This window comes from Bacillus sp. 22446 (assembly GCF_052044955.1).
Lineage (GTDB): Bacteria > Bacillota > Bacilli > Bacillales > Bacillaceae > Bacillus > Bacillus altitudinis.
The window spans coordinates 66,346-82,793 of record NZ_JBQEOD010000002.1 but is presented as its reverse complement, the minus strand read 5'-3'; the positions used below and the strand labels follow the sequence as shown (position 1 = coordinate 82,793).

Annotated in this window: 13 protein-coding genes and 1 pseudogene; 1 reads left to right on the top strand and 13 read right to left on the bottom strand. The window is 41.1% G+C overall.

Annotated features, from left to right (window positions below; translation table 11 throughout):
* Window positions 1-120: 120 nt before the first annotated feature.
* Complete coding sequence (locus ACTJJD_RS04665) at window positions 121-2,247, bottom strand: peptidoglycan D,D-transpeptidase FtsI family protein (RefSeq protein WP_045035143.1); 2,127 nt, start codon at window positions 2,245-2,247, stop codon at window positions 121-123.
* A gap of 336 nt (window positions 2,248-2,583) precedes the next feature.
* Between ACTJJD_RS04665 and ACTJJD_RS04660 the strand changes: the two genes are divergently transcribed.
* Complete coding sequence (locus ACTJJD_RS04660; protein ID WP_007498701.1) at window positions 2,584-3,381, top strand: CAP domain-containing protein; 798 nt, start codon at window positions 2,584-2,586, stop codon at window positions 3,379-3,381.
* A 114-nt stretch (window positions 3,382-3,495) separates the two neighbouring features.
* On the opposite strand, the gene ACTJJD_RS04655 is transcribed toward ACTJJD_RS04660, so the two are convergent.
* From ACTJJD_RS04655 to ACTJJD_RS04600, 12 genes and pseudogenes are all read right to left on the bottom strand, one after another.
* Entirely contained in the window at window positions 3,496-4,368 is an 873-nt protein-coding gene (locus ACTJJD_RS04655) for an NAD(P)-dependent oxidoreductase (RefSeq protein ID WP_272511448.1), read from the bottom strand.
* A gap of 13 nt (window positions 4,369-4,381) precedes the next feature.
* Entirely contained in the window at window positions 4,382-5,167 is a 786-nt protein-coding gene (locus tag ACTJJD_RS04650; protein WP_249670235.1) for an SDR family oxidoreductase, read from the bottom strand.
* Window positions 5,168-5,243: 76 nt separating this feature from the next.
* Window positions 5,244-6,191, bottom strand: coding sequence for a methyl-accepting chemotaxis protein (locus ACTJJD_RS04645; protein ID WP_370529227.1), 948 nt, complete (start codon window positions 6,189-6,191; stop codon window positions 5,244-5,246).
* Window positions 6,183-7,205: pseudogene (locus ACTJJD_RS04640) on the bottom strand (cache domain-containing protein); the annotation flags it as partial. The gene ACTJJD_RS04645 and the pseudogene ACTJJD_RS04640, both read right to left, overlap by 9 nt.
* Before the next feature lie 115 nt (window positions 7,206-7,320).
* The gene (gene splB / locus ACTJJD_RS04635) at window positions 7,321-8,349 is read right to left on the bottom strand and encodes a spore photoproduct lyase (RefSeq protein ID WP_440608149.1); all 1,029 of its coding nucleotides are present in this window, start codon (window positions 8,347-8,349) and stop codon (window positions 7,321-7,323) included.
* Window positions 8,350-8,429: 80 nt separating this feature from the next.
* On the bottom strand, window positions 8,430-8,672 hold the full coding sequence (locus tag ACTJJD_RS04630; protein ID WP_034646394.1) for a transcriptional regulator SplA domain-containing protein: 243 nt from the start codon (window positions 8,670-8,672) through the stop codon (window positions 8,430-8,432).
* A gap of 100 nt (window positions 8,673-8,772) precedes the next feature.
* On the bottom strand, window positions 8,773-10,491 hold the full coding sequence (gene ptsP, locus ACTJJD_RS04625; protein ID WP_052320863.1) for a phosphoenolpyruvate--protein phosphotransferase: 1,719 nt from the start codon (window positions 10,489-10,491) through the stop codon (window positions 8,773-8,775).
* Window positions 10,491-10,757, bottom strand: a complete 267-nt coding sequence (locus ACTJJD_RS04620) for a phosphocarrier protein HPr (protein WP_003211078.1) — start codon at window positions 10,755-10,757, stop codon at window positions 10,491-10,493. The genes ptsP and ACTJJD_RS04620 overlap by 1 nt, the downstream gene beginning before the upstream one ends.
* 93 nt (window positions 10,758-10,850) lie before the next feature.
* Window positions 10,851-12,950 carry a glucose-specific PTS transporter subunit IIBC gene (gene ptsG / locus ACTJJD_RS04615; RefSeq protein WP_017359434.1) on the bottom strand — a complete coding sequence of 700 codons (2,100 nt, stop codon included), beginning with the start codon at window positions 12,948-12,950 and terminating at the stop codon, window positions 10,851-10,853.
* 202 nt (window positions 12,951-13,152) lie between these two features.
* The gene (gene glcT / locus ACTJJD_RS04610) at window positions 13,153-14,007 is read right to left on the bottom strand and encodes a glucose PTS transporter transcription antiterminator GlcT (protein WP_017359435.1); all 855 of its coding nucleotides are present in this window, start codon (window positions 14,005-14,007) and stop codon (window positions 13,153-13,155) included.
* Between the two features lie 55 nt (window positions 14,008-14,062).
* Window positions 14,063-15,052 (bottom strand): LacI family DNA-binding transcriptional regulator, encoded by a 990-nt coding sequence (locus tag ACTJJD_RS04605; RefSeq protein WP_440608148.1) that lies wholly within the window; start codon window positions 15,050-15,052, stop codon window positions 14,063-14,065.
* Between the two features lie 292 nt (window positions 15,053-15,344).
* Window positions 15,345-16,439 (bottom strand): M24 family metallopeptidase, encoded by a 1,095-nt coding sequence (locus tag ACTJJD_RS04600; RefSeq protein ID WP_440608147.1) that lies wholly within the window; start codon window positions 16,437-16,439, stop codon window positions 15,345-15,347.
* Window positions 16,440-16,448: the final 9 nt, after the last annotated feature.

Here is a 16,448-nt window from a genome sequence, read left to right as displayed (position 1 = left end):
CCTTAGTTTGATGTATAAAAAGGATTCGCTAGAAAAACCGTATTTTCCTCCCAATCTCGTGTGAAACGTCCATATTTTCAGCAAAAAGGGAGCACTTTCTCTTGCTGTGCTCCCTGCTGTTTATTGCTTTTCATATTTCTTTTGTAATTCAACGTACTTATCAACAATTTTACTTGGAATGGTTTTAATGACAGGATCTTTATCTGATACATACGGTGTGACGACACTAAATGCCACTTTCGGATTGGAAGAAGGATAATATCCTCCAAAGGTTAAATTGTACGTGGCATTCCCCCACCAGCTCCGGTTGGCACCATAGTAGAAGGTTTGGGCTGTACCCGTTTTCCCTGCGACATCATGCTGACCGAACCGGCCAGCGGCAGTCCCGCCTGTTGATGTGACCATTTTTAGTCCCATTTTGACACGGTCAATATCTGCTTTCGAGTTGTTAATGGTGTTCAGCACCTTCGGCTCATATTTCTTCACAACAGGACCTACTTCTTCCTTATTCGTTGGGAAGTGAACACTTTTCACCACTCTTGGCTGAATACGGTTACCTCCATTTGCGATGGTCGACATGTATTGTGCGACTTGAAGTGGTGTATACGTGTCATACTGGCCAATCGCTTCATCAAGTAAGAGTCCGCCGACTGTCTTAGGGTGCGTCTGCATTCCGCTTGATTCCTGCGGCAAATCGATGCCTGTTTTTACGCCAAGACCGAATTGAGCATAGTAGTTTCTCATTTTTTGTAAGTGTTCAGGTCTTGCCGGTAACGGGCCATCTTTTTGATAGGTAATCCCTGCCATTCTCATCGCCACTTGGAACATGTAAACGTTGGAACTTTTTTGGAGTGCCTGAAGGTCGTTAACCCATCCAAGAACTTTGTAAGACTGTTTCGGCTTTCCTCCACTTCCCGCAAAATACAGCGGTGTATCCATATAGGATTGGTTGTGTGACATGCCATCTTGATAACCAGATAGGACAGTAGCTCCTTTGACAACAGAGCCCATTTCATACTGTGTCGTAAATGTTCCGATCGCATAATCTGTGACGTCCCTGCCGTCCATTTTCTTCCCTGACATCGCGAGAACATCACCTGTGTTAGGGTCCATCATCACAACAAAGGCACGGTCCATCATATAGTTTCTTGCACTAGCGGATCTTAGCTCTGATTCAACGATTTTGTCGACTTCCTTTTGCAGCTCCATATCAAATGTGAGTGCAAGGTCAAGTCCTCTTCGTCCTTCTGTCCGCTTGATTTCATCAAGCAGTTTGCCGCCGACCTGTGTATATTGAACAGTTGCTTTTTCTGGATTGAGAAAATCTTCATATTGATATTCTAAATAACTTTTTCCTACTCGGTCATTTCTCGAGTAACCTCTTGCCATATAGTAATCTTCACGCTCTTTTATAATGCCTTGCTCTGGAGTAGTGACACCACCAAGGACATTATAGAGGGTTTTTTCATACGGATATTTCCTTGTCCAGTCATTGATGACATTTACACCAGGCAGTTCATCAAGATGCTCTGATACAAGTGAGATCTCTTCGTATGTCAAACTTACGGATGATGTCTGTTTTGATTCTTTTGTTTCATCAAGCAACGCAACTTTTTCGTCCCCTTTTTTCTCTTCGTTCGGGTCCATTGCTTTCACGATTTGAGGTTCAAAGGCATATCCGCCTGTAAACCTACGATAGATCGCTGCAACTGCTTTTTCCTCTGCATCTTTTTCGATCGCCTTGATTTCTTTCTTAGGCACACGCTCTACTTGAAGAGGATAGACATCTTTTGCTTTAAGATTCTTTTGCTCTGCTTTTGAAATGAGCTTATCCGCTTCTTTCGGATGGCTGGCCAGCCAAAAATCTCGAATGTCACGCTCTCTCAAAAAATCTGTATCCATTTTTATATAAGTCGCAAGTTTTCTTGCTACTTTAATCTTATCCTCCGCTTTCACACCGCTTTCTGATGTATAAACGATGGCAGGTACACTTTCGTTATCAACAACGACTCTTCCTCTCGCGTCATACATTTTTCCTCTTGGAGACGGGTATGATGCTGTTTTGACCTCAGTTCGGTTGGCTTGCTTTTTATAATCCTCACCATTGACGATTTGCAGCACACCGAGCTTGATGACAAGTCCAGCAAATAAACTAAATACAGCGAAGAAAAAGAGATTAATTCTCCAGGCGTTCCGGCGCTTCATTTTTTTCTGCTCGGCAGCACCTTGATGCTGTTTCTCTCCCACTTATGTAGCTCCTCTCATCCTTTCAATCTTTTACAATTACCACTCATTATTGTAACACTTTTGTAATAGTTGTTACAGCGAAACAAGTGAAAAAAAGCTGTCAATCCCTATTCTGCAAAAAAATATACTAACACTTTAAAATATTGGTATGTTTATGTCGTTTTCTTTAAATAGAAAGATTCTCCATTCATTGATATAAGGAGACTCTTTCTATGACTTTAACAAAAATGACAAATGGGCGTTGTCAATGGAGGATGCTGGTACGTTTATAACAAAAAGTCCATGTTATGATTTTCTGTGAGAAAACAAAACAAAGATTTTAGGAGGAGTTACAAAATGAAAAAGAAATCATTCATTTTTTCAGCGCTGACAGCTGCTGCATTGATCACGTTCACTGGAGGGCATTCAGCTGATGCGAAAGAGCTTAACCTGAAACAAGTCATAAACGTACAGCATCAAGCCATTGATCTTCATACATTAGCAGCAAAATTACATATCTCTTCAGATGTAAACAAGCTAAGCACATCAAACCAAAAAGAGATCGAAGCTCTATTAAACAAGCTGATCAAAAGTGGTCAACCTGTTACTGGAACAAAAGTGGTGAAAGAAGTAAACAAAGCAAAAAATGAGCAAAAACAAGAATCAGTGAAAAAACCAGCTGCTTCTAAACCAAGCACACCAGCAAAAGAAAACACAACGAACAACAGTTCAAAATCTGATCAAAAAGACACAACTGCAACAAAAGCAGACAGCAGCTTAAATGCATTTGAACAAGAAGTAGTTGAACTGACAAATAAAGAGCGTGCAAAACAAGGCTTAAAAGCTCTTTCTGTTGATTCTAAATTAAGCAAATCTGCTCGCGCTAAATCACAAGATATGAAAGATAAAAACTATTTCTCTCATACAAGCCCAACTTACGGATCTCCATTTGATCAAATGAAGCAATTTGGTATCACGTACAAAACAGCAGGTGAAAACATTGCGCAAGGTCAAAGATCACCTCAAGAAGTAGTAACAGCTTGGATGAACAGTGAAGGTCACAGAGCGAACATTTTAAACAAAAACTATACACATATCGGTGTAGGTTATGTGAAATCTGGTAACTACTGGACGCAGCAATTCATCGGAAAATAAGATCAAAAAAACCTGTCTCTATTTGGGACAGGTTTTTAGTTTGTCTTCTTTTTTCAGCAATGTGAGGGCTTGTTTACACGCTACAAACTGTTCCACCTAGGCGGGGCAGTTTTTTTATTTCACCCATAATTTATAGATGCTTTGTGTTCCGCTGTTTTCTTCGCCCTGTTCGCTGAGCTTTTCATATAATGACTTCGCTAGTGAAAGGCCTGGCATCTCTTCTCCCATCAGCTCTGCCTCTTCAAGTGCAATGCCCATATCCTTAATAAAATGCTTCACATAAAATCCTGGCTCGAAATCACCTTTCAGCATTCTTGGTGCAAGGTTTGACAAAGACCAGCTGCCGGCTGCTCCTGTTGTGATGCTTTTAAGTACCTGCTCTGGATCAAGTCCTGATTTTTCGGCATAGGCCATTGCCTCAGCCACACCTACCATCCCTGCTGCGATAGCAATTTGGTTACACATTTTTGTATGCTGACCACTTCCTGCAGGTCCTTGATATTGAATATTTTCTCCCATTTGCTGAAATAGCGGCAGGCACGCTTCATAGGCCGCTTTTTCTCCACCAATCATGATGGCCAGCGTGCCGTTTTGGGCTCCAACGTCTCCGCCAGAGACCGGCGCATCTAATGCAAATAGTCCTTTTCCCTTCGCTTTCGATTCAATTTCTTTTGCCAGCTGAGGTTTCGATGTGGTCATATCAATGAGGTATGTACCAGGCGCAGCATGTGCCACGAGTCCATCTTCTCCTAAATAGACTTCTTCTACATCTGATGGATACCCGACCATTGTGATGACGGCATCTGCCTCCTTTGCGATCTCCTTTACGGTCGATTTCCAAAGAGCACCTTTTTGAACCAATGTGTCTGCCTTTGCTTTTGTTCTTGTATAAACGAGAACTTCGTAGCCAGCATCCATTAAATGCCCTGCCATACTACGTCCCATTACACCGATTCCAATAAAACCAACTGTTTTGATTTGTGCCATCAAGAATTCCTCCTTATAGAGACTTTGTCAATCCACCATCAATGATGAGGGTTTGACCTGTCATATATGTATTGGCTTCAGATAAAAGAAAAGCCGCATATGCTGCAAATTCCTCTGGCTGTCCGTAACGGCCCAGCGGAATCATACGTTCAGCTTGTGCTTTGATCTCTTCAACCGATTGTTGCTCCTCATGTGCACGGTGTTTGTCCAACTGTTTCACACGCTCTGTTTCAATTTTCCCCGGGGCTAAGGTATTGATCAAAATGCCATCTTTGGCAAGCTCCTGGGCAGCTGTTTTTGTCCAGCCGGTAATGGCCGGTCTAAATGTATTCGACAGCATCAAGCCTGGGATCGGTTCTTTGACCGACATAGATGCAATATTTAACACTCGTGCACCTTGTTTTTTTAAATACGGCAAGGCTTCTTTTAATAACCGAATATAGCTGAGTAAATGAAGCTGAAATGATTCCATCCAATCTTCATCCGTTAAGGTTTCAAGTGTTCCTGTTTGAGGACCGCCTGTATTGTTCACTAGTATATCAAGACGTTTTTCATCACCTGCTGCTGCGACGACAAGCGCTTTAATTTGCTCGGCGTCAGATACATCACATACTTGATACGTCAGGTTCCCTTTTACAAGCGGGGATAATTCTTTGACCGCTTCTTGCAGCGTGTGCTCATGTCTTCCCGAGAGCATCACATCTGCTCCCTCTTTTGCAAGATGAAAGGCAATGGCTTTACCGATACCTTGACTGCTTGCAGCGACCAATGCTTTTTTTCCAGATAGATTAACATGCATGTTGGCACCCTCCTCTGTTCATATTTTATCATACAAAAAGAACCTTGCTCACATGGCAAGGTTCTTTTCTGCAAGATTATAGTTTAAACCGATTGACTGCCTGACGCAGTGCCTGACTTGATTCGTTCAACATTTCTGTTGAAGTTTTCGTTCTTTCTAAAGCTTGTACTTGTTCGTCTGTCGAAGCATGTACTTCCTCAGCTGAAGCTGCGGATTCTTGTGAAATGGCCGCAATACTTTGAATGGAATCATTCATTTTCTGCTGTTCTTCAGTCATTTCATTGATTTGTGTATGAATGCTGTCAATGGAGCCGACAAGTGCCTGCATTTCCATTGTGATACTGCTGAGTGCCTCTCCTGTTGAATTGATGGCATCACCTTGTTCTTCATTCATTTTGCTTGCTGCTGTCATCGCTTCAGCTGCCTTTTTCGATTCATCTTGAATGAGTTTTACGGTTTCACTAATATGTTTCGTTGATTCCGCAGATTGTTCAGCCAGCTTTCTGACTTCTTCTGCAACAACAGCAAATCCTCTTCCGCTTTCTCCTGCTCTCGCTGCTTCAATACTTGCATTCAGTGCGAGTAAATTCGTTTGATCTGAGATTTCAGAGATCGCTGTTACGACGTTTTCAATATTTTTCGTTTTATGCTCAAGGTCAAGCAGCATTTGCTCTACCTTCTTCGATTCTTCATTCGCTTGTGTTGATTTTTGGACGAGCAGACCAAGAGCATCAAGCCCTCTATAGCTTGCATCTTCCGATGATTTTGAGTTGGTTTGCATTTGCGTGGCAAGCTCACCCATATGACGAACTTTTTCATACAAATGCTCTGATTTTTCATTAATGGTTTCCGCTTCTGATGCCTGTTTCGTCGCTCCTACAGCGACCTCTTGAATAGCCGTTGCAATCTGTTCACTAGATAGCAAGGTCTCGTTTGAAATTTGTGTCACTTCATCCGTTGATTTCACAACCTGATCTGAAGACTCTTTCACTTTTTCAATTAAATCCCTGATACCTTCAGTCATTTGATTAAAGCTTTTCGTAAGGAAACCTATCTCATCCTGAGACTTCGACTCAAGCGAGCTGGTTAAATCGCCTTCAGACACTTTACGAACATGCTCGATGAGGCGTTTAATTGGTGTTGTAATGCTTCTAGCCAATAAGTAGCTTAGAATCATGGCAAGTATAATGGCAATGACAGAAATAATGATACTTGTCTGATTCATTTGTTCAGTGATCCAAAGAAGTTTCTTTTTCTCGAAGCTCACACCAATCGTCCAGTTTGCCTCTTTAATTTTTGAGATGACGGTCAGCTGTTTGTCATCATCAATACCCGAGTTGTCGATCGCTTTTTTCACAGAAGCGACTTTTGAGATATTTTTTCCTTGCTCTGTTGGATGTGCCAAAATGGTCCCTGTGCCGTCAACTAAGAAAGCCGTTCCCATATAAGGAATCTTTTGTTCTTTTATATAAGACTGAATGGAAGCCAGTTTCAAGTCAAGTCCAGCGACACCGACTACTTTCCCGTTTCGTACGATCGCCTTCGTGGCTGAAACGACCATTTCATTTGTTGCTTTATCAATGTACGGATCTGTCCATAGGACTTCGTCAGGCTTTTCAGCTGCTTGAATATACCAGTCTCGTTTAGACGGATCATACCCTTCACCAAAATCGGACTCCGGGAAAGCGAACATTTTACCATCACTTGTTCCTATATAGGCAAGCGAGATGAGTTCATCCTGCTCCTGCAATCCTTTTAATTCATCGTTTTCAAATGCCAATGTCTGCTTTGTTTGTTTCTGTGCAAAATCTTCAGTAAGTGTACTTGTTGCCAATTTGTTAATCGTATCACCGTAATTCTCAAGCTTTAGTGCTATGATGTCTCTCATGCTTTCTGCCGTTGCTGCTGTCGTTGTTTTCGCATCTCGTTCAATCAGTGGTCTTAATACTAAATTGGAACCCACTTGAACTGCGACAACGGTTAAAATTAAAATAACTGAGATGAAAACAGCTATTCTCACTTGAAGTTTCTTAAACATCTCATCACCCCTACATCCTACTTTCGCATCTTAATGTGTATATCGGCAAAATTGGTACCGCATTCAATAGTTGTAAGAAAATTTAAATAGAAAAAACAAGCCATAATGACTTGTTTTAAGTAAAATATTCAATTTTTGCATACGGAAAGTACTGTTCGATATATGATTCTAATGTCTGTCTAAGTTCTTGTTCTTCATCTTTTTGATAGATATATTTTCCAATTCCGTATCTACCCCACTTATATCTTCTCTTTTCTTCATCTAGTTCTAGTTTTGTTTTTGGATAGTTTTTTTGGATGACACGCTTCGCCGGTTTTGTAAAACGGTGCTGAATCATTTCAAAGGTGATATCTTGTCTCACTTCTTCAGGAAGAGCTGCATCGAGTTTTTCAAATAGGACTTTATAGCCCTCTTGCCACCCTTCATGAATGTAAATAGGGGCAATAATAAAGCCCAGTGGATAGCCTGCTTTTGCTACCTTTACAGCCGCTTCAATCCGCTGATCGAGTGGTGATGTTCCAGGTTCGAAATATTTAATGACATAATCGGCATTGATACTAAAACGGAATCTTGTTCGTCCATTGTGTTTTGCATCTAACAAATGGTCTACATGATGAAATTTCGTAACAAAGCGTAGTTTGCCAAGATCGGTTTGACCAAAGTATTCAATCGCTCGTTTGAGTGTGTGAGTCAAATGGTCAATTCCAACGATATCAGATGTACACGAGGCTTCAAATCGCGTGATATCAGGCGCACGCTCGTTCATGTACTGTTCAGCCTGATCTAAGATCTCTTCTACATTGACATATGTGCGAATGTACGGCTTACTCCCCATAGTCGTTTGCAGGTAGCAATAATGGCAATGCCCCATGCATCCTGTCGCAAACGGAATGGCATACTCTGCAGATGGTTTAGATGTATCAAATTTTAAGGTTTTTCTCACGCCGATAACGAGCGTCGACTTTGCATTACGGTACTTTTGCAAATCATTTTTCCCCGGAATATTTCTCACTTGGTTGTGTGAGGTTGTTTCTCTAATTTCAATTCCCATGCCTTCAAACTTTTCTTTCAGCTCTTGTCCTAATGGGTACTCTAGCGCCCGAGGTTCAATATACACAAGCTGGGGAACGAACGGTTTGATCATAATTAGCACATCCTTACCTTATAGGTTCATATCGTTACTTTAACCTCTCAGGATGGCTTCTATCCTTTCTAAAATCTCCCTTATTCAAACAGATCTTGATAAAGGGCTTCTGCTTCTTCGTATGTTGGAAATACGGCATCATCAGGGGCTAATGGGTGATATGTTTCAAGTAGAAATAGCGCAAGCTCTTGCTCATTGTAAGGGTGTGAAACGATTTCCGCTTCTTTAATTTGTGCGACATTGGCTGCATGTGGATTTCGATAAATGACATATACTTGATCACCCGGCTTATAGTTAGAGAAAGACAAACTGGTCACCTCCATTTTTTTTATTTTAGGATGCCCTTCTCTGCAAGCGATATGACTGATTATGATAAAATTCGACAAAAAAACCAGACAGTTTGACCTGTCTGGTTTACATCACCTAGTTATGTTGAAACGTTTTTTTCACGAAATCAACCACTTCTTCAGTTGTACTCAGTGATAAGATATGCTCTTTAAATGATGCAGCTTCTTCCTTAGAAAGCTTGCTTAACTGCGTTCTTGCTGGAAGAATCGATGTTGCGCTCATTGAAAATTCATCTAATCCTAATCCAAGTAGGAGCGGGATTGCGATTTCATCTCCTGCCATCTCACCGCACATGCCAACCCATTTACCTTCTTTATGCGCTGCTTCAATCACAAGCGTTATGAGGCGTAAAATAGCTGGATTGTATGGCTGGTAAAGATAAGACACTCGTTCGTTCATTCGATCAGCAGCCATTGTGTATTGAATCAAATCATTTGTTCCGATACTGAAGAAATCTACTTCTTTTGCAAATTGATCTGCGATAACAGCTGTTGATGGAATTTCTACCATCATTCCGATTTCAATGGAATCAGATACTTCTGTACCAGCAGCAACCAATGCTTCTTTTTCTTCAAGTAAAATAGCTTTTGCTTCTCTAAATTCTGATAACGTCGCGATCATAGGGAACATGATTTTCAAGTTTCCATATGTACTTGCACGAAGTAACGCGCGTAGCTGTGTTCTGAAAATCTCCTGCTCTTCAAGGCAAAGGCGGATCGCTCTATAGCCAAGGAACGGGTTCATTTCTTTTGGAAGCTGCAAGTAAGGAAGTTCTTTATCGCCACCAATATCTAGTGTGCGGACAACCACTGCTTTGCCTTCCATCTTCTCTAAAACGGTTTTATACGCATCGAACTGCTCTTCTTCTGTAGGAAGCTGCTCTCTGCCCATGTATAAAAATTCAGTACGGTACAATCCAACTGCTTCGCCGCCATTTTCAAGTACACCTTTCACATCTTCAGGTGTTCCAATATTCGCAGCTAACTCTACGTGAACGCCGTCTTTTGTGACCGTTGGTTGGTCAACAAGTTTCGCCCATTCCGCTTTTTGAGCTAAGTAGTCTTCATGCTTTTTTTGATACGCTTTCACTTCATCTTCAGAAGGCTGAATGATGACGTCTCCACTAATACCATCAACAATGATCAGATCATTGTTTTTCACCGTTTTTGTTGCTTCTTTTGTTCCAACAACTGCTGGGATTTCCATTGATCTTGCCATAATCGCTGAGTGAGAAGTACGACCACCGATATCTGTCGCAAAACCTTTGACGAATTGTCTGTTCAGCTGAGCTGTATCAGAAGGTGTTAAATCTTCAGCAATGATAATGACTTCTTCAGAAATCATACTTGGGTTTGGAATGTCAACGCCTAGCAAATGACCAGTGACACGTTTTGTAACGTCGCGAATATCCGCTGCACGTTCTTTCATGTATTCATTGTCCATTGCTTCAAACATTGTAACAAACATTGTTGCTGTTTCTTTTAAAGCAAATTCAGCATTTACTTTATCCGATGTGATTTTATCCTTCACTGGGTTGAGCAGCTCTGGATCACTTAACACAAGAAGGTGTGCAGAAAAAATATCTGCTTTATCTTGGCCAAGTTCTTTTAGCGCATGTTCTTTAATTGCTTCAAGTTCTTGTTTTGAAACATGAATTGCTTCTTCAAAGCGTTTCACTTCTGTCTCTGGATCATTGATGTCTTTTTGGTGAACTGTTAAATCTGGTTCTTCTAGACGATATGCTTTTGCAATCGCAACGCCTGCTGAAGCACCGATTCCTTTCAGTTGTTGCATTACTCGCCTAGGCCTTCACTTTTCATTGTGTCTTTTAGCGCAGCAAGTGCATCATTTTCATCAGAACCAGAAGCAGAGATTGTGATTGTAGCACCTTTCGCAATTCCTAGAGACATTACACCCATAATAGATTTCAGGTTCACTGTTTTACCATTATATTCTAAGTTGATATCAGCATCATATTTACTAGCAGTTTGTACAAGAACTGTTGCAGGACGTGCGTGAATTCCAGAATCTGCAGTTACTTTGAATGTTTGTTGAGCCATTTTTATCAATCTCCTTTTTATACATTTCATACATCCACAATATTATATCATACTGCCGAGCTTGTCATCTAACAAGAACGGCAGTTATGAAAATTATTTTGAAATTTTCATGATGTTTTCTTGGCCAGCTTTGATTTCACCGGATTCTTGAAGGTCAATAAATTGTCCTTCACTTAAGTTTGTAAATACAATTGGTGTCATTAAAGATGGTACTTCTGACTTAATTTTATCAATATCAACCTCTAAAAGTTTTTGACCGATTTCTACTTGATCTCCCTCTTGTACAAATGCTTCAAATCCTTCTCCTTTGAGGCTGACTGTATCAATCCCGAAGTGAATCAAGATTTCAAGTCCACCATCAGACTGGAGGCCGATGGCGTGTTTTGTTGGGAACACATTTAAGATTTTTCCTCTTACTGGTGAAACCACTGTTCCCTCTTTTGGCAAGATAGCAAAACCGTCACCCATCATTTTCCCTGAGAATACTTGATCTGGCACATCTGTAATTGGATGCAGCTCCCCTGTAATTGGTGAAGCAAACATTTCTTCCCCTTGTTCGTTTTGAAGCGGTTTTGCAATGACTTCTTCAACCTGCTGGCTAACTTCTTCTTTTGCAGAAGGGTCTTTCGCTGGTCGAGGTGTGCGCCCTGCAATAATGTCCTGCATTTGTGTTTTTAAATTATCAGAGCGTGGTCCAAAGATGGCCTGGATGTTATTCCCGACTTCAAGGACACCTGAAGCGCCAAGCTTTTTCAAGCGGTCTTTATCCACTTTTTTCTGATCATTTACAGTGACACGTAAACGCGTAATACAAGCATCTAGGTGTTTAATGTTTTCTTGGTCACCCATTGCTTCAAGAATTTCATAAGGTAAGTCATCGCCTTTTCCAGATTGAGCGCTGCTTGCACCGTCAGCTGCTTCATCTTCTCGTCCTGGCGTTTTCAGATTAAACTTGCGAATCGCAAATCTGAATCCGAAGTAGTAAATGACAGCCAGTACGAGACCGACTGGAATAACAAGCCACCAAGCGGTTCTATTCGGCAGGATACCAAATAGGAAGAAGTCGATTAACCCTCCTGAGAAGGTCATCCCGATTTTCACGTTTAGAATATCCATTATCATAAAGGATAATCCAGCAAATACACAGTGAATCGCAAATAATATCGGTGCAACAAACAAGAATGAGAATTCAAGCGGTTCAGTGATCCCTGTTAGGAAAGAAGTAAGGGCCGCTGACCCCATAATTCCTGCTACAAGTTTTTTATTCTTAGGTTTTGCTTCATGGTAAATCGCAAGTGCTGCTGCTGGAAGTCCAAACATCATGAACGGATATTTCCCTGTCATGAATGTACCGGCTGTCAGCTGAACACCATCTTTGATTTGCGCCATGAAAATACGCTGGTCACCACGGATAATATCTCCTGATAAGCTCTTATAGCTAAAAAATTCATACCAGAATGGTGCGTAGAATATGTGGTGCAGACCAAACGGAATTAATGAGCGTTCAATGACACCAAATACAAAGGCAGCTAGCGGCTCATTCGCTGCAAGCAATCCTGTTGAAAATGAGTTCAATGCACCTTGTATTGGCGGCCAAATGACGAGCATCAAAAGCCCTAAAATAAGTGCTGAAATCGACGTAACGATTGGAACAAAACGCTTACCAGCAAAGAAGCCAAGATATTGCGGGAGCTCAATTTTGTAAAATTTATTAAACATATAAGCCGCTAATACCCCGACAATAATCCCGCCAAACACGCCGGTAGACAAGGTCGGTATGCCGAGCATATTCACATATGCTGGATGACTTTCCTTAAAGAACTTAGCCAATTTGATTGAATCGGATGGAATGGAACCGTTGGCCATTAATACGGCACTCATCGTCACGTTCATGACAAGGTAACCGATGATCGCGGCAATCCCTGCCACACCGTCTCCATTGGCAAGACCGATGGCAACCCCTACAGCAAATAGGAGTGGAAGATTCGAGAAGACAATATTCCCCGCATTCTCCATAACACTAGCAACAAGCTGAATTGTATCATTGCTTAAAAATTGAGCGACATCAATCAACTGCGGATTTTGCATCGCATTTCCAAGTGCTAGTAAAATACCAGCAGCAGGAAGGATCGCAACTGGAAGCATAAGTGCTCGTCCAATTTTTTGCAACACACCAAAAAGTGATTTAAACACTGGTTGAACCTCCTTTTGTTTTCGCTTACAACATACATTTCAATCACATATTGACTTACATTTCATAATTAACCGTTTACATTTCACTTTCAGAACACAAAAAAGGCATGGTGATATAAGGTTGCGCAAATAACAGGATCTTATCCTGTATTTACCTTAACTCACTCATGCCTGATCGAATCAGTTACACGTTTCAAGGAAACTATGAAATTTTATTCGTCAATCTGTACAGGTGAAGTGTCAAATAGACAGCTTCGGCATCTTGTACAGGCTTTTTCAATGCATGTTGCAAAATTTTGATCATTTTCCAAGCAGTATTGTAGCATAAAGGATATTCATTTTTCAATAGATGAAGCAACTTTTCTGGCTCCTCTAATGATTCTTCCCGTTTTATACGTTCAATCGAAAACGTAATATGGCGCAGTAAGCGTAAATAATGAATACTTTCTCTATCTACTTTCATATGAAATGCATCTTCTATGACTTGGACCATTTGTGTCATAAGCTGCGAATGACGGTTGACCTCGGATAAAGGCCGGTTCGTTAAAGCAGAGTGAATGTGGAGCGCAATAAAGCCAATCTCTCCTTCGGGCAGCTTCGTTTCAACATCTGGCCGCGCATTTATCAGTTCCACGACTTCCTTTGCGACCTCGTATTCTTTCGGGTATAAGGATTTCGTTTCAAGCATAAAAGGATTGGTGATATCATAGCCTTGCTTAACTCGTTTAAAACTAAAGGCAATATGATCTGTCAGTGCAATATGAATATGCTCATTTAAACGATGACCCATTTTTTCTCGTATATGATAAATGACGTCATTGGCAAGCTCAATCATGTCCTCATTAATGTGGTGCAGCAATTGTTTGTATTCTGTTTGCTCTTTTGTATTCTTTAACACAAACATTTTCTCAAATGCCGCTTGATCGAGAACGTCACCCGATTTTTTCCCAAAGCCGATCCCTTTATCAATCAGGACCACTTCGCCTAAAGAAGGGTGTTTTGCGATGATGACATTATTATTTAACGCTTTATCAACGGTGAAGGATTCCATGAACATCCCCACCTCCTTCTTATTCAATCCTTCTTATCGTACAAAACAGATGAAACGTGCGTCAACGATTGTTTTTCAAAATAGTCGTTGTGCGCTCAACGAGTCGATATGACAGCACTCTTTTTTCTGGTGCCTCACCTTGTAATGCTCGCTTGAACAAGTCAAATGCTTCCTGCCCCATTTGTTTGAGGGGAATGTCTATACTAGAAATCCCCAATGCTTCACTCAATTGATCGTTTTGAAAGCCAAGTATGGCTGGTGATTCTCCAACGTTTATGTGGTGACGCTGTGCTTCTAGTAAAAAACCTGCTGATACATCATCGTTTGTAATCAGTAAGGCTGTCGGACGATTTTTCATCTCTTTCCATTCTGTAAATAATTGCTTGCCATCAAAAATGGTCAGTTTTCCTTCAATGACCCATTCATCATCAATGTCCTGCCCAAGCGACCGCATCATTTCTTGATAAGTCTGAATGCGAACTTGGCTATTCTCCCCTTCTGTTCTAGCAAGAACGATTGCGATTCGCTCATGACCGCATGCCGCTAAGTGTTCAAGCGCTTCCTTAAAAGCCTGATCATGCGCAATCGATACCGATGAACATGGAGCATGCGGAGTAGGATGACAAAAGATAATAGGACCAGATTCCTGCCACTTTAAAATGTCTCGATCACTTAACGCATTTGAGCAAAAGATTAAACCATCCACACGCTGCTCTTTTAAGCTCATTAATGCTTCTTTTTCCTTTAATGGGTCATATCCTGTTTGAAACAAGGCAAAATGCATTCCGCACTCCTGTGCTTTCTCTGCAATCCCTGTGACAATTCCGCTGAAATAGGAGTGATCAATTGTCGGAAGTACAATTCCAAGCATATTGGAATAGCCCTTTGCTAAATGCACTGCCTGAATATTCCGTGTATATTTGAGCTCTTTCATCGCACTAAGTACGCGCTCTCGCTTTTCTTCTTTGACATAAGGATGATCATTCATCACTCGTGATACGGTGGTAACAGATACGCCCGCTCTTTTCGCAATATCCCTTATGTTAGGCATTTTTTCTCCTACTTTCTCTTGATATGGTAAGCGTTTCATACTTTAAGATGTATGTGAGCTGAACAAATCACTGGGTGGAAAGGGGAATTCAAGATGGGTATTATCATATGGATCATATTATGTTTGACTATTTTGTTTTCTGCTCGATTCGCACTACATCCTTTAGGAAAAGAACATAAAATCAAGCCGTTTCAATCAATTGATGATTTTTTTGTTGATAAGGATCGCAAAGAGTGACAAAAAAATCACGATGACGCTCCCAATACTTGGACGTTCATCGTGATTTTTTTCATTACTTGATGATCGTCAACTCTTTTGGATAATTGGTTAAGGTGACTGGGCCATCTTTTGTAATGAGAACATCGTCTTCAATTCTAACCCCGCCGACTCCTGGTACATAAATACCCGGCTCGATCGTATAGACCATCCCTTCTTTTAGAAGGTCATCATTTGCTTGACTCATAGAAGGGAACTCATGAACAGAAACCCCGAGTCCATGCCCTAGACGATGCGGGAAGTATTCGCCATACCCTGCTTCTGCGATCAACCCTCTTGCTTTTAAGTCAAGGTCACCAATTCTCACACCCGGCTGGCTCATATCAAGTGCTGCCAATTCGGCTTTCAAGACGGTGTTGTAAATATCCTTTTGTTGTTCAGACGCTTCTTGATAGATGAAGGTTCTTGTAATATCTGAACAATAGCCATCCACAATCACGCCAAGGTCAAATAAAACAAAATCACCTTTTTTCAAGGCTGCCTGCCCCGGATTTCCATGAGGTTCTCCTGATTTTTCTCCGAATAGTACCATGGTTGAAAAGGACATGCCCTGAATGCCTTTTTTCTTCAGTTCATATTCGATGACAGCAAGAACTTCGGTTTCCGTCACCCCTTCTTTTAGGGCATGAACCCCAATTTTGACGCCTTCGTCTGCCAGTTGAGCTGCTTTTTTCAATGTTTCAATTTCAGCTTCGTCTTTTATTAGTCTTAGCTGATTGAGCACATCTTCTGCCCGGACAAATGTTTCTGCCCCAGTGACAGCTTGAAGCTGCTCTGCTCTTTGCAAAGGAATGGATTCTTTTTCAATCGCTAGGCGAGTCGCTTTTACTCCTCGTTTTCCTAGTGCCTTTTGTATGAAATCAAAGGGGTTTTCATGGTCTTCATATCCAATGAGATCTCCAGCCCATCCCGCATTTTTTGCTTGCTCAACTTCCATCTTAGGCAAAATGAAAAATGGATCAGCTTCCTCAAAAACAAACAGCCCCATCACTCTTTCATGCGGCTCTGTGAAGTATCCAGATAGATAGAATACATTCTCCTTTGTATGTATAAATGCACCTTGAATATCTTTTTTCTTAAGCCAAGAAGACAAGTTTTTCATTCGATTCATCGTGATCCT